The sequence below is a fragment of the Yoonia sediminilitoris genome, assembly GCF_003058085.1.
In the GTDB taxonomy this organism is placed as follows: domain Bacteria; phylum Pseudomonadota; class Alphaproteobacteria; order Rhodobacterales; family Rhodobacteraceae; genus Yoonia; species Yoonia sediminilitoris.
In genome coordinates this window covers 80,853-94,002 of sequence record NZ_QBUD01000016.1, presented here as the reverse complement: position 1 = coordinate 94,002, position 13,150 = coordinate 80,853, and the positions used below count along the sequence as shown (strand labels likewise).

Annotated in this window: 9 protein-coding genes and 4 pseudogenes; 8 read left to right on the top strand and 5 right to left on the bottom strand. The window is 55.8% G+C overall.

Annotated elements, in window-relative coordinates; genetic code table 11:
* The 4 genes and pseudogenes from C8N45_RS20415 to C8N45_RS20390 form a co-directional block, all read left to right on the top strand.
* A pseudogene (locus C8N45_RS20415) lies at nucleotides 1–249 on the top strand (integrase core domain-containing protein); the annotation flags it as partial.
* Between the two features lie 1,143 nt (nucleotides 250–1,392).
* On the top strand, nucleotides 1,393–2,007 hold the full coding sequence (locus C8N45_RS20400; protein WP_108388428.1) for a TetR/AcrR family transcriptional regulator: 615 nt from the start codon (nucleotides 1,393–1,395) through the stop codon (nucleotides 2,005–2,007).
* Nucleotides 2,004–3,362 (top strand): efflux RND transporter periplasmic adaptor subunit, encoded by a 1,359-nt coding sequence (locus C8N45_RS20395; RefSeq protein ID WP_108388426.1) that lies wholly within the window; start codon nucleotides 2,004–2,006, stop codon nucleotides 3,360–3,362. Before C8N45_RS20400 ends, C8N45_RS20395 begins: the two co-directional genes overlap by 4 nt.
* Complete coding sequence (locus tag C8N45_RS20390; RefSeq protein WP_108388424.1) at nucleotides 3,359–6,493, top strand: efflux RND transporter permease subunit; 3,135 nt, start codon at nucleotides 3,359–3,361, stop codon at nucleotides 6,491–6,493. Before C8N45_RS20395 ends, C8N45_RS20390 begins: the two co-directional genes overlap by 4 nt.
* Before the next feature lie 74 nt (nucleotides 6,494–6,567).
* Here C8N45_RS20390 and C8N45_RS24170 read toward each other — a convergent pair.
* Together C8N45_RS24170 and C8N45_RS20380 are read right to left on the bottom strand one after the other, a co-directional pair.
* A pseudogene (locus C8N45_RS24170) lies at nucleotides 6,568–6,735 on the bottom strand (YjiS-like domain-containing protein); the annotation flags it as partial.
* A 115-nt stretch (nucleotides 6,736–6,850) separates the two neighbouring features.
* Entirely contained in the window at nucleotides 6,851–7,561 is a 711-nt protein-coding gene (locus C8N45_RS20380; protein ID WP_108388421.1) for an SDR family oxidoreductase, read from the bottom strand.
* Nucleotides 7,562–7,711: 150 nt separating this feature from the next.
* Between C8N45_RS20380 and C8N45_RS20375 the strand changes: the two genes are divergently transcribed.
* Nucleotides 7,712–8,122, top strand: a complete 411-nt coding sequence (locus C8N45_RS20375; RefSeq protein WP_108388419.1) for a VOC family protein — start codon at nucleotides 7,712–7,714, stop codon at nucleotides 8,120–8,122.
* A 311-nt stretch (nucleotides 8,123–8,433) separates the two neighbouring features.
* On the opposite strand, the pseudogene C8N45_RS20370 reads toward C8N45_RS20375, so the two are convergent.
* Together C8N45_RS20370 and C8N45_RS20365 are read right to left on the bottom strand one after the other, a co-directional pair.
* Nucleotides 8,434–8,643: pseudogene (locus C8N45_RS20370) on the bottom strand (IS256 family transposase); the annotation flags it as partial.
* Between the two features lie 186 nt (nucleotides 8,644–8,829).
* Nucleotides 8,830–10,053, bottom strand: coding sequence for an FAD-dependent monooxygenase (locus tag C8N45_RS20365; protein WP_108388414.1), 1,224 nt, complete (start codon nucleotides 10,051–10,053; stop codon nucleotides 8,830–8,832).
* Between the two features lie 76 nt (nucleotides 10,054–10,129).
* Between C8N45_RS20365 and C8N45_RS20360 the strand changes: the two genes are divergently transcribed.
* Together C8N45_RS20360 and C8N45_RS20355 are read left to right on the top strand one after the other, a co-directional pair.
* A complete protein-coding gene (locus C8N45_RS20360) occupies nucleotides 10,130–10,780 on the top strand; it encodes a TetR/AcrR family transcriptional regulator (RefSeq protein WP_108388412.1) in 651 nt (216 codons plus the stop codon).
* A 236-nt stretch (nucleotides 10,781–11,016) separates the two neighbouring features.
* Nucleotides 11,017–11,457, top strand: a complete 441-nt coding sequence (locus C8N45_RS20355; RefSeq protein WP_108388410.1) for a GFA family protein — start codon at nucleotides 11,017–11,019, stop codon at nucleotides 11,455–11,457.
* A 323-nt stretch (nucleotides 11,458–11,780) separates the two neighbouring features.
* On the opposite strand, the gene C8N45_RS20350 is transcribed toward C8N45_RS20355, so the two are convergent.
* Nucleotides 11,781–12,656 carry an NAD(P)H-dependent oxidoreductase gene (locus tag C8N45_RS20350; RefSeq protein WP_245882782.1) on the bottom strand — a complete coding sequence of 292 codons (876 nt, stop codon included), beginning with the start codon at nucleotides 12,654–12,656 and terminating at the stop codon, nucleotides 11,781–11,783.
* A gap of 145 nt (nucleotides 12,657–12,801) precedes the next feature.
* Between C8N45_RS20350 and C8N45_RS23815 the strand changes: the two are divergent.
* A pseudogene (locus C8N45_RS23815) lies at nucleotides 12,802–13,072 on the top strand (DDE-type integrase/transposase/recombinase); the annotation flags it as partial.
* Between the last annotated feature and the right edge of the window lie 78 nt (nucleotides 13,073–13,150).

The window sequence follows — 13,150 nt, the reverse complement described above, 5'->3', positions numbered from 1 at the left end:
ATCGAACGCTGGCATCAAACCCTAAAGAACCGCATCTTGCTGGAAAACTACTTCCTGCCAGGTGACCTTGAAGCTCAGATCGAAGCCTTCGTCGATCACTACAATCATCAGCGGCATCACGAGAGCATCAACAACGTCACACCTGCAGACGTCTACTTCGGACGGGACACAGCCATTCTAAAACAAAGAGAAAGGATCAAACGAAAGACACTCGAACCGCGGCGCTTGCATCACCGCCAGCACGCCGCATATCCCGCATGTTTGAAAAGCGCATCGCTTGTTAGGACAGAATTCTTGTCACTCGCTTGCCTGCCGCATCCTCCAGCACGATTGATGCGATCAGAGGCGATGTCGCCGTTCGTCTTGATGCTGCGACGCCGGCAATGCGGATCGTTGGTATTTACGAACACGGCACGCTCTACTTCGTGCGTACGGATCATATTGGTCGACTGAGTTAGGCTAGGTCGAAGTCTCGCGAGTGCAGCGAATGTCCGAAAAGCGGGCTGCCGACGCCGCAGCTGGACTCCGCGTTCAAGGTCGGCTTTGGGCCGTCCCTGCTCGGGATGAAGCTGGCCTATTGAGCCGATGCACAGTCGGTCAGCACAGAATTGGTTTAAGCCATTGTGGCAGATCGCTTCTTAACCTCTGCCAACAATCCAAGGCTATCGCAGATATCAGCCGCTCTCTGCCGATCACCGTCTGGTGGAGAGCGATAGAGAGTTGTCATCGACCTGATAGTTTCCTCAATTTCTTTCTTTGATCTATCGTCGACTGGATCAAATTCTAATATCCCTGTCAAAGTGTCGAATTCATCGACGATCCTCTTTAATAGCCAACCAACTTCGTCAGAGATGCTGGGCAAAGCAGCGGGATCACTTTCAAGAAGAACCTGCCTAGCAACCAGACTCTGTGGGCTATAGCGCAAAGCCTGCGGGGAAACGGCTGGCCACCGTCAAAAGGCATCGTGTGGATACGGATCTGAAACCGAAGGGCCTTCTTCTGTACATCGGGGGAAGGAGCGGGGGCCGGATATTGTCTGCTGAAAACTCCACCTATGCATGGGTGACGCGTTGACGGTGATCATAGCCCATCCCCCTAAGGGTGAAAAACCCCTTGGGGCGGGCGCATAAGCGCCAATGAGGTCGCGCGCATTCTTGAAGGCGCGCCCGGACCGGGTCTGCGGTATCGGGCAGCGTTCAGCGTGGCCTATGGTGGCGGGTTAGCCCCCTTGTATCACTTGGTTATAAGTATATAACAAAGTGAGGTAGAGGGCCTGAACTATTGTGTTAAGGACAATTTCGAAATGCCGATCTCAGCGCTTTTTGGCTTCGGGCTTAGCCCGCTGGTACGGGCGACAGCCGCACGAAGACCATTCAACTCAGCGATAAGCGCATGATCGCAGCAGCAATGGCCGCACAAAGTAATCGCCAAATTGAAATCGTGCAGGCGACGCTTCAACTTGCATTCGAGCTTGGACCGGACGCGGTGTCGACCTCACGAATTGCAGGCCGATTGGGCATTTCACAGCCTGCGATCTACAAACACTTCAAGAACAAGGACGCGATTTGGCTGGCTGTATCGGATCAACTTGCCGAACAGTTCACCAAGATCGTCCGCAACGGCGAAGCCTCTGCTTTGCCGCCTGTCGCCCGCCTGCGTGATCTATTCCTTCAACATGCCCAGTTCATTCAAAGCGTTCCGGCGCTGCCCGACATCATGGTGATGCGTAACGCAACAGGATCCCACGAAGTCATTCGACGCCGCTTGCAAAAAGAAATGGCGCAGCTTCGCAGCCTTATGGTCCATTTGGCCGAGCAAGCCCAAAGTCAGGGCGAAATATGCAAATTTATAAGCGCACCAGATATCGTCAACCTGATCATCGGTGTCATGCAAAGTCAGATCTTGAAAATGATTATCTCGCGCGAACCATCCCATCTGGTGCGCGATTGCGCACGGCTTTTTGACCTGCAAATTGCAGCATTGGCATCAAAGGGGCCTGCATTATGAAAAACCTCGTGAAACTCGCCCTGATTTCGCTGCCGATTGTCGGGCTCGGCGTGGCATTTTTATCCTACACGGTCTCCAACAGCCCACCGCCAGAGCAGCAAATCCTGGGTGAACGCACCACACATGTCAGCGTTATCATCGCCCGAACCGATGCGGTGCGCCCGATGATCCGGGGCTTTGGCAGGGCAGAACCTGCGCGTGTCTACGAAGCGGTCGCGCAAGTGGCCGGAACCGCAGACTATGTGAACCCGATGCTCAACCGTGGCGAAATCCTGCCAGCCGGGGCGGTTCTACTGCGCTTGTCACCGGCTGATTATAATCTGGCCATCGCCCAGTCACGTTCGACTATCCGTACCGCTCAGGCCCGTTTTGCAGAGTTGGCCGTCACGCAGGAAAACCTTGAGGCGTCGCTGGAAATTGAGCGCCAATCGCTTGACCTTCTGGAGCAAGAACTGACACGTGCTGAAACACTTTTTAACGCTGGGTCCATACCGCAAACCAGCCGCGATGCAGCACGCGCGGCGGTTCTGGCAGGACGGCAGCGGGTTCAAAATGTGGCAAGTTCTCTTGCTTTGCTGCCAACGCAGCGTGCGGTCCAGACAGAACAGATCGCTGCTGCGCAGATCAGTCTGGAACAGGCGGAACGCAATCTGGCGCATACGGAACTCACGCTGCCCTATACCGCACGCGTTTCGCAGGTCGCTGTCGAAACAGGAGAGTTCGTTCGTGCAGGCAGCACGATTGCGGAATTGGATGGCATAGAGGCTGCCGAAGTTGAGGCGCAAATCAATCTTGCCAGCCTGCGCGGGCTCATGCGTTCGGCCGCGCCAAACACCAGCGTGTCGCCAATGGATCCGTCCGCGATGACATCGACCATCCGAAATCTGGATTTGACCGTATCCGTCAACCTTGAACTGGGGGGCGACATGGTAAGTTGGGATGCAACCATCGACCGCCTAAGTGACACGATTGATCCCCTGAGCGGTGCAGTCGGGGTCGTCGTGCGGGTGGAGGACGCCTACAGGGAAGCCAACCCTGGGCTTCGGCCGCCGCTGACACAAGGCATGTTCGTCGAGGTCATTCTTATGGCCCCCCCGCTTGAGGGTCTGGTCCTGCCCCGCACGGCGCTGCGTGATGGCGTGGTCATGATCGCGGACGCGGACAACCGGTTGCGCCGTGTTCCTGTGACGCCAAGCCTTGCTCAAGGTGACATCGTCGTTGTCAGCGAAGGGCTGCCGTCCGGTGCAATGGTCCTCGTGGTGCCTCCAAGTCCGGCGATCGAGGGGATGCTGCTGGAGCCTCACGTCGATGATGCAGTCATGGCGAAGCTTGCTGGCGGCGGGCGCTTGAAATGATCCGGTATTTCACCGCACACCCCACCATCGCAAACTTGCTCATGATCGGCTTTCTGGCGGCAGGCCTGATTGCGGGACCAACGCTCTTGCGCGAAACCTTTCCCCGGGCGGGGCAAAGCGAAGTCGAGGTTACCGTGGCATATCCCGGTGCGCGACCCGAAGATGTCGAAACCGCGATCTGCGCGCGGATCGAGGATGCGCTTGATGCCGTGACCGGGATTGACCGGCAATCCTGCGAGGCCCGCGAAGGGTTGGCCAAGGCCCGGATTGAAATGCGCGCCAGCGAGGAATATCAGGCCTTCGTGGCGAATGTGACGTCAGAGATCGACACGATTTCCGACTTCCCTGACCGGGCCGAAGCGCCTCGCATAAGGACCCTGGGGCAAACCGATCCGGTAATTTCCGTCGCCATTACAGGCCCGCAAGACCGGGTTGACCTTCATCGTTACGCCGAGGAAATGCGGACAAGAATGCTGCGATGGGGCGGTATACCGAAAGTCGACATCACAGGGTTTTCGAACCGAGAGCTTCAGATCGGGCTGAAGCCATCCGCCCTGAGGGATTATGGCGTTTCGGTTGGCGACGTGGCGCGCGCGGTGCAATCGGCAAGCCTCGATCTTCCGGCGGGCAGCCTGACGACAGGCAGCGAAACATTCCTGATGCGTGTTGATGAAGAACGTCAGACTGCCGCCGACCTTGAAGCACTCGTGATCCGCTCAACCGAGACCGGCGGCCAGGTCCTGCTGGGCGAGATCGCGCAAATCACGGAAGGTTTTTCACAGACAGACAATTTCATCTTGTTCGACGGACGCCCCGCCGCGATCCTCGAGATCAGCAAGACGCGGTCAGAAGACAGCTTGCGTATCATCGACACACTGAACGACTTTCTTGACGCAGAGCGGCAACAGGCCCCTCCCGGTGTCGTGCTGGAAATTTCGGCAGACGCGGCCTCTGTGGTGCGTGAACGTCTGGCGCTGGTCGTGGTCAACGGCCTGCAGGGGCTTGCGCTGGTGTTCGCAGTCCTTTGGTTGTTTTTCGGATTCCGGTTTTCGTTCTGGGTCGCCATGGGCCTGCCCGTGTCGTTCATGGGGGGCGTGGCGCTAATGGCTGCGGTTGGATATTCGCTCAACCTGATGACGACCTTGGGTTTGCTGATCGTGATTGGCCTTCTGATGGACGATGCCATCGTGATCGCGGAAAATATCGCGCGGCTGCGCGAAAAGGGTCGCAGCGCCTTTGATGCTGCGGTCGAAGGTGCCTCACAGGTCTTTCCGAACGTTCTGGCGTCCTTTGCCACGACAGCGATGGTTTTCGGATCGCTCGCGTTCCTGCAAGGGGACTTGGGTGCAATCCTGCGGGTCGTGCCTGTCGTCATGCTGTTCGTGTTGTCCGTGTCCCTGATCGAGGCTTTTCTGATACTTCCCCATCATCTGGTCCATGCACTGGATGCCCCCGCCAAAGACGGCGCCGTCCGGCTCCGCGTCGAGGGCGCAATGGCCTGGATGCGCGACCGCCTCGTCGGGCCGTTTGTCGATCTAACCATACGGTGGCGCTATGCCACGGCCGGGCTTAGCGTTACAGCACTTCTGGTTTCGATTACCATGCTGGCCGGTGGCTATGTGAAGTTCACTGCCTTCCCCGAACTTGACGGCGATACCGTCGTGGCACGGGTCTTGCTGCCGCAAGGCACGCCGCAGGCACGGACTGCGGCGGTGGTGGCGCAACTGGAAACGGGGCTGGAGCGCGTGAACGCTGACCTCACGCCTTTGCAGCCGGAACAGGCGGCGCTGGTGCGCCATGTGACCGTGTCCTTCGGCGTAAACCGCGATGCCTTCGAGAGCGGTGAACATGTTGCGACAGTAAGTGTTGACTTGCTGCCGTCATCATTGCGCAACGTTCGCCCCGATGAAATCATGCGCCGCTGGCAAGAGGCGGTTGGCCCTGTGCCCGATGTGTTGAACCTAAACTATGCAGAGGCAACGATCGGCCCTGCCGGTATCGCGATCGATCTTCGCCTGCGCGGCGATAATCTCGCGGCACTTGGTGCGGCAGCGGACGAGCTGCGCGACTGGATCGGGCGGTATCAGGGTGTCACCTCCGTCATGTCGGACCTGCGCGCAGGCAAGCGCGAATTGCAGGTCAGCCTACGTGATGCCGCAGGGCCCATGGGTATCACGGCCGCGATGGTCGCGGATCAATTGCGCGCCGCCTATTTCGGATTGAGTATCAGCGAGATCCAGAGGAATGGCGATCTGCTGGAAATCACGGCACAATACAGCACGGATGCGGTCACGGATCAGGATCAGTTCATGGCTTTCGATATATATCGCAGTGATGGCAGCTCGGTCCCTCTGAGTATGGTTGCCGACGTCACCACAAGCACGGGATACAGCCGTATCAATCGCGAAAACGGCAGGCGGACAGTCACAGTCCAAGGAACAATCGACACAAGTGTTGCCAATGCAAACGCGATTGTAGCAGACACGCTTGCGCGCTTCGCACCGGAATTCCTGTTGCGACATCCTGACGTCACACTGGACGTTGAGGGGCAAAATGCCGAAGCAGGAAAGACCCAGCAATCGATGGTCAAAGGCTTTGTCGTGGGGTTGGTCGGCGTGTTCCTTTTGCTCAGCTTCCTGTTTCGATCTTATGTCGAGCCGATCGTCGTTATGCTGATAATTCCGCTGTCGCTGACGGGTACCATCTTCGGCCACATGGCCATGGGGCTTGATTTCTCGATGCCCAGCATGCTGGGTTATGTCGCGCTGGCGGGGGTCGTGATCAACAATTCGATCCTGCTGGTCGACTTCATCAAGAACGAACACGGCGCAGCAACCACAGTCGCCGAAGCCGCCGTAACCGCGACGCAGGCCCGCTTCAGAGCGATCTTTCTGACTTCGCTGACCACCGTCGCAGGCCTTACGCCCATCCTTCTGGAAACCAGTCTTCAGGCGCAAATCCTGATCCCCCTTGTGGCAAGCCTTGTCTTCGGGCTGTTTTATGCTGGGATCATCGTCCTTTTTGCCTTGCCGGCACTCTATGCCATTCTGGACGATTTCGGTCTCGGCACCATGTCAAAGCATCATCATAAAGCGGCTTCAGGTGGCAATTTGACCAAACAGCAAAGCTGACATCCGCCAGATCACTGCAATTAGACAAAGCCGTCATCCGATTGCGGCCCCTCATTGTGCCCCAGCCTACCTTATCAATTGCCGCTGCGAGTGGGACGAATACGATCAAGCGCTAAAGCGGTATCGGTGCTGAGTGGTGGATTGTTGGCGCCATGGATGTCGTCTTCGGTAAGCCCAATATCCCTGAGATCGCGGTCGTTCAGACGATGTAGGGATGCGGTCTGCGCCCGGGACGCCCAGAGTGCGCTAAAACGCCCCCTGTCTTGCTATCGAATAATCCTTTGTGTGTTTACACCAGCTAGTATCCCCAGGGCCAGAGCTTTGTACCGATTTGCCGTCGCTAAATTCGGCAAAGTCTCATTTGTAGGGTGACCGTTGGGGGCGGATCACGATCTCGGTTGGGCACGCTGTTGAAGCGGTTTGCAGGATAAACCCGACCGCGGCAGATATGTCGTCTGGCTGTATCATCAGATCAGATTGAAGCCTCGGTGACGCTGACATAGATGTGGCAACAAATCCTGGGTGAATAACACTAACCTTAGTTCCAAATTCACGAACATCATCGAAGAGTGTTTCGCAGAAACCACCTAGTGCTCGCTTGGCCGCAAGATTCATCCCCGCACCGGCGTAGGCCGGGGTTATCGAACCTATCGCTATGACCGCGCCATGTCCAGATCCGTTGATGCGACCAATACCCGCGCGGACAAGATGGACAAACGCCCGAAAATTTACATCCAAGACGTGGTCCCAGCTTTGAAGGTGAGCTTCTATCGTCCGACCTCTCACGTGTGCGCCGGCACAGAAAATCAAAGTGTCGAGGCCGTCCATTAACTCGACAGTCTCGTTTATGCACCGGGCACAGGATTTCATGTCGCCGAGATCAACGGTCAGGACTCCCGGCTTTTCGTGTTTTTCGCCGATCTTTTGCGCGATCTGCGCCAGTCTCGAGTGATCCCGCCCGATCAGAGCAAGGACGTCGCCTTGACGTGCCCGGTCAAGAGCCACGGCACTTCCCATGCCGCCGGTCGCTCCAATGACAATGGTTTTTCTTCTTATTTCAGCAGTCATTCTTTTACCATCAGATTTTTCGTCTGCGACCACAAGTGTTGTCCGCTTCTGTAGTGAAGTGTGTTGAAAATGAGCCCGTCAGGCACTAGGCACTTTGGTGAGGCCTGCTGGAGGGAATATTCCGCACAGAGGATCTCTTGGAGGCCCGACATGTCTGACTTAATTTTGCATCATGTTTCTTATCCTGTCCGAGACGTCGAAATATCCGCGCAATTTTATCGAGATTTGTTCGGCCTTTCCCTACTGCCGAGACCTGATTTTGGAATTGATGGGGTATGGTTAGCATGCGGCGATCGCCAGATACACTTAGTTTCCAATCCGAAAGCTGGTACTTTTCGCCTTAATAAAAGCGTCGACATAGCGGACGTACACTTCGCTTTCCGAACAGAGGATTTCGAAGCCACGTTGGGGAAGCTTGTTGAGCGAGGCTACAGCGAAACATTACCAAAAGATGATCCAAAGTGGATATTAGTTATCCGCGAAGGTCTCGCCGGCTTTCCGCAACTCTACCTACTCGACCCCGACCGTCACACCATCGAAGTCAATGCAGCTCCTATGTGAAAGGTTTAATGCGACGGACCAAATGGGCTCAAAGCCCCATTCGCGGCTGCTAACACTAAGGTCTGCTCTGACGATTTTCGGTAGTTTTCAATTTGTGGGTCCGGCCCCTTGGGTGGAAAGGTGGGGTCGGTGGATTGCAAAATGACTTGCATTCACTCCATCAGTGTAACCTCACCCTCAATCGTTATGACAATTTGGCCCGTGGATGGGGTGTAGACGCTGTAAAAGGTGCCATGGGACTGGATGCCTTCCTGTGCACCTGTGCACCTGTGCCCACAACAAGCTATGCCCGAAAGTTGGTGATGGCCTGATCATGCGGCGGGTTGAATTTGCTTGATACCGTCGACGAAGGCAATGCCTTGAATAATCTTGGGCATGCGGTTTGACAGGTCGAGTTTTCGCCATTTGCGTCGAGCCGACATCATCAGCTTGAAGGCCATTGCCAATCCGGTTTTGGGGCTTAAGCAGCCTTTGGTTTTGCCGGTGTGGTGGTCCGAGCCTGAAACACAATCAGAAAGCGGCCATTCCCAAAGATGCGATAGTTCAGCGCTTTCAGCGAAGTGCTTCGATTTGAGGGCATTCACTGGTTGGAAGCGGTCGCCAGATGAGTTGGGCCGGAATGGCGGCAGTGAGCCCTGAGTGGTTCGTGGGGCCTAGCATGAATGTTCGCCGTTCCATGGAAAATGGTATTGCAGACAATTCGCTCGTCAGGCCGTCTCGCCATACAGGTACAGAGTGTCACCTGACATGATCGCCTTATGCCAATCCTCGAAATCTGCTGACGACATTGTACCCCAATCGGGTGTTTCCAACACCTGCGCACGGCCGATGCGACGGCCGATCTGGCTGAGCGTCTTTGCCTGCGCGCATCTTTGGGCATCATAGCGCGCAAGTAGTTCAGCAAGATCATCGACTGTTCCTGCAAGGTCTTCGAGAGACAGCGCATCCTCCAGCGCTTTGGTGGCCCCCGATGCGGTGTGGGGGCGGGCCATTGTCCCGGCATCGCCGATCAGAAGCGTTCTGTCGCTGGTATAAGTATCGACCACGCTGTCGTAGATTGGTTGAATCGAAACGTCTTCGTGCCGCGTGTGAGCGATCAGGTCGCGGATAGCTTTCGGGAAGTCGTCGTTTAGCAGCCTTTGGAACTCGACAAATGCTGCCTTCTCCACCGCTCCGGGAGGCACGGATTCAATTCCGTTGAGCTGTTGTGCCATCGGGCATGGCGCATAAACAGCCCAGTTGACCCGGCGGTGTCCTGGCATGTTGCTGCCGTCAAGGTCCGGGATCATGTAAAGAACACCGTGTCCGCCCTCGAATGGAACGGTTAGCCAGGCAAAGTCTGTGTCGATGGCGTCGATCAGGCTCTTGTCGTCGACCTCGGCCTCTGGGTAGTTCCCCCGCCACAAGACATATCCAGCGTATTCGGGTTTCGCTTGGGGATGCATCTTGCTGCGGACCACAGAATGATACCCGTCCGCTCCGATCAGGAGGTCAAAGTTCCTCGCCTCACCGTCGTGAAACTGAGCGACGACACCGGTCTCCGTTTCGGTGAAATCTGACAGCCTCCGGCCCTCGTGATAATTGTCAGTTGGCACGTTCCGGCGCAGTGCCCGCCAGAGATTTCCCCAATTGTTCGCAAATGCGGGAGTGGCTTGCGTCCACAGCCGGCGTCCCTGTGTCGTGTTATCAGGAAACTGCCACCAACGCGTCTTCATCTCGCAGTTCGGAAAATCCCGTGGAAGGTAGCCCCGCTCCATCAGATCGGCGCGGAGTTGACCGGGGATCGCAATTCCCGAGCCCCGGTCCGTCAGACCCTTTGACGACCGCTCAAAAACCTCGACGTTGCAGCCAGCGCGGCTCAGAGCGGTTGCCGCTGCACACCCGGCAATACTGCCGCCAATCACTCCGACATTCAGTCCTTGAATTGTCATCTGATACTCCAATGCCAACTTAGCAAATCTCGTATTTTTACATTGTATAAATAATTATATCTTGTAAAGTTAAAAAATGTCGGAGCTTCAGAAATCGCCGAGAAAGACAAATCGGAGGCGCGACCTCACGGTGGAAAAAATCGTGGATGCAGCGCTGGAAGTGTTGAAATCCAACGATCCCTCGGCGCTTACAATGCGGCGGGTGGCAGAGCAGTGCGGCGTGTCGGCTATGGCGATCTACCACCATGTGGACGACAAAAACCAACTCGCCAATCTGGCCGTCGACAGCCTTTTCCGTGTGGCCTCCGAAACGCCTCGCAAGGGATCAACTTGGCGCGACCGCTACGTTGATCTTTGGGACTCCATCCGCGCGAGCCTCCTTGAAACACCAGGAGCCGGCATGATTTTTATCCGGCAGGCTGTCATCGGCCCCGGCACCGCTATGGCAACTGAGCAGATGTTCCGGCATCTGCAGGACGGCATGCTGAGCGGTCAGGCGATCGCTGAAGCCAATGACGCAATTACCATGTTGACGATCGGGTCTATCGCAAACGACCTGACGCGTCCGCCGCAGATACGTGAAGAATTGGGAAACCAAGTTTCAACTCAAGACGCGCCGCTCTTGAACAAGCACATGCAAGCCTATGCGACAAGGGATGGCAGAGCGCGATACAAGCTAGCCGTGGGCTGGATTCTTGACGGTGTTGTTCAATCCAGTGAGCAATAGAACCACGGCGAGCACTGAAATGCAGATACAGCGCTTTCAAACGTAGGTCAGCTTTGTCCCGCATCTGAGACGCTCAGCACCGCCGTAGCGAATGGCCGGTCTGGTGAACATTTTTCGACCTTCGTCTCGACTGCCGCATTCGACACCGCCACGAGAAATTCGCGATTTGCATGGGTGTATGCTATACTGAAATTCCGAAGTGTCGGACACAATGATGCCAAAAAAGGGATTATCAAATGACAAGCCATTATGAGGGAGGATGCGACCACGTTCATGTGACCGCTTCCGCCGAACCGATTGACAATCATGAGTGCCACTGCAATGTCTGCAAATCCGTGACCGGTCAGCAGCACACGCATGTTGCTTTCTTCAACTGGGGTGATTTGACCGCTGACCATCCCGAGAAGATGACGAGGCAACCGTTCAACAAGGACAATCCAGACGGGCCACTGGAGCTTTGCACCTGCTCTGAATGCGGGGCGGCTCTCATGCTGGATGACAAAGAGAAACGTATTCGCGTCGCCGTGCCAAATGTTATGGGTTACGACGACGCCGCTTTTCCCAAAGCAACCTATCACGCGTTCTGGGACGAGAGCAAAGGCTATGCGAAACCATCCGACGGCCGACCGGTCTACGATGGTCTGCAACCCAGCTTTGTCTGGCCTGCCGGGGCGTAAAAGGACTGTCCGAGCGACTGCCTGGCTCCGCTGAGCGGCCGCTCGGCCTTATCCATCAGATGACCGTTTCGAGCGCCATCGGACATTTGCTCAAGTTGGGTTCATATGCCGCAATGCCCATCAGAAGAGCAATTGGAAAACCCACCTTCAACTGCGCAAGGTCTATTTTTCTGGTGCAAGGCAGGTCCATTGAGTGACGATCAGACAGACTATCAACGTCCGGTTCAGGCACTGAATGAGCGCTTTGTCCGCGTAGCGGAGCTTGGTGCAGAGCACCGTGAACTTCCCCTGTGAGCCCAAAGTGACTATTGAAAGGGAGTGCCCTAGGACGCTTTTCGAATGAATTGGCTATAACTTGGTCGATCTGATTTCAGTCTACCGTTTGCGTTGAAATCTTCATCAGCATTGAACTGGATAAGGGGCCGGCGGTCGAACTCCGAGATGAGCTCGGTTTGCGCCTTCAAGGCGCGCACGAGCCGCTCTTCAAGGGCTTCTTTTCGTGCGCCATGGTGGTAGCCATGAACGCCATGGACTATTTCCGGAACGGCAACCGAGAACCCAAGATACCTAAGCGTGTAAGCTGTTGGCCAGAGCAACATATGAATGTCACCCTCCCTACCATTGAAAGCGCTCTCTTCTTCATTCGATCCAGTGGTGACGCAGAAAAGAGCTTTCCTGCCGAGAAAGTGACCCTTGTCGAAACGGCGTTCAACCGTATGAAGTGCGCCGTGCGCCAAGACACGATCGAACCACCCTTTGAGAATGGCCGGCGGAGCAAACCACCAAATAGGGAAGTGAAAGATGACGCGGTCAGCTCGAAGCAACTTGACTATCTCCCTTCCCACGTCGTCAGGAAGCATGTCTTGTTCAGCGGCCTCTTCCTGAGCCTTGAGGGCATCGAAATGATGGTTTGAGGGAAGATGAGGATAGTTGTTTGCGCGCTCGACAGGTTGGAAGTTCATGGCGACAAGATCTGAGATGAGAACCGTATCGCCCATGGCTTCGCAGGCCTTTTGCGTCGCGCTAGCCCATGCCCCATTGAAAGAGTGCGGTTCGGGATGAGCCAGAACAATCAAGGTTGTGGTCAAAGTAGGCTCCAAATCATTAATTGAGCAATTTTCTCCACCCAAACTGCGACCGGCGCGTCCATTGTGCAAGAGCCACTTTTTCCGCGAAAGAGTGCTGAAGTTATCTTGCATGGTGTAGCCCCAATGGTCGCAAAGTGCGCGGGCTGCATCGCCCTGCTTTAACCCGTTGAGATAGGCGTAGAGGCTGACGGGGTCGCCGCCCGCATCGCCAGTGGCGAAGTCTGCCCACTGTCCGGTTTCGATGTTGATCTTGAATGGTGCCGCAATGAAGGTGATTGGCAATGCCAACCGGCAGTTTTGCGGACGCTGGTTAAAACAACCGAGCCGAGAACTCACATCTCCCATTTCGACGACGAGAACGGGCCATGCTTCGCTTCAGACACATGCGAAGTTTGCAGAAGTTCGCCTTTGTTCATGCGTCAATCTACAACCTCTTCAATTCAGAACGTAGCCTTCACTCAAGACCAAACTTCAAGCTCAACCGCACTGCCGCCCTAGCTGAATGGCGCGGGCTTTGCGCGGAATAAAGGGCAGTTCTACTTTCCGACCAGACACTGGCTCGAATTAGTCTGCCAGCAACCGTCTATTTGCTGGAAATCGAGGTC

Excerpts from the sequence above, each read along its gene's own strand:
- C8N45_RS20400 (WP_108388428.1), top strand. The coding sequence starts at position 1,393 with ATGATCGCAGCAGCAATGGCCGCACAAAGTAATCGCCAAATTGAAATC.
- C8N45_RS20395 (WP_108388426.1), top strand. The coding sequence starts at position 2,004 with ATGAAAAACCTCGTGAAACTCGCCCTGATTTCGCTGCCGATTGTCGGG.
- C8N45_RS20390 (WP_108388424.1), top strand. The coding sequence starts at position 3,359 with ATGATCCGGTATTTCACCGCACACCCCACCATCGCAAACTTGCTCATG.
- C8N45_RS20380 (WP_108388421.1), bottom strand. The coding sequence starts at position 7,561 with ATGACTGCTGAAATAAGAAGAAAAACCATTGTCATTGGAGCGACCGGC.
- C8N45_RS20375 (WP_108388419.1), top strand. The coding sequence starts at position 7,712 with ATGTCTGACTTAATTTTGCATCATGTTTCTTATCCTGTCCGAGACGTC.
- C8N45_RS20365 (WP_108388414.1), bottom strand. The coding sequence starts at position 10,053 with ATGACAATTCAAGGACTGAATGTCGGAGTGATTGGCGGCAGTATTGCC.
- C8N45_RS20360 (WP_108388412.1), top strand. The coding sequence starts at position 10,130 with ATGTCGGAGCTTCAGAAATCGCCGAGAAAGACAAATCGGAGGCGCGAC.
- C8N45_RS20355 (WP_108388410.1), top strand. The coding sequence starts at position 11,017 with ATGACAAGCCATTATGAGGGAGGATGCGACCACGTTCATGTGACCGCT.
- C8N45_RS20350 (WP_245882782.1), bottom strand. The coding sequence starts at position 12,656 with ATGCAAGATAACTTCAGCACTCTTTCGCGGAAAAAGTGGCTCTTGCAC.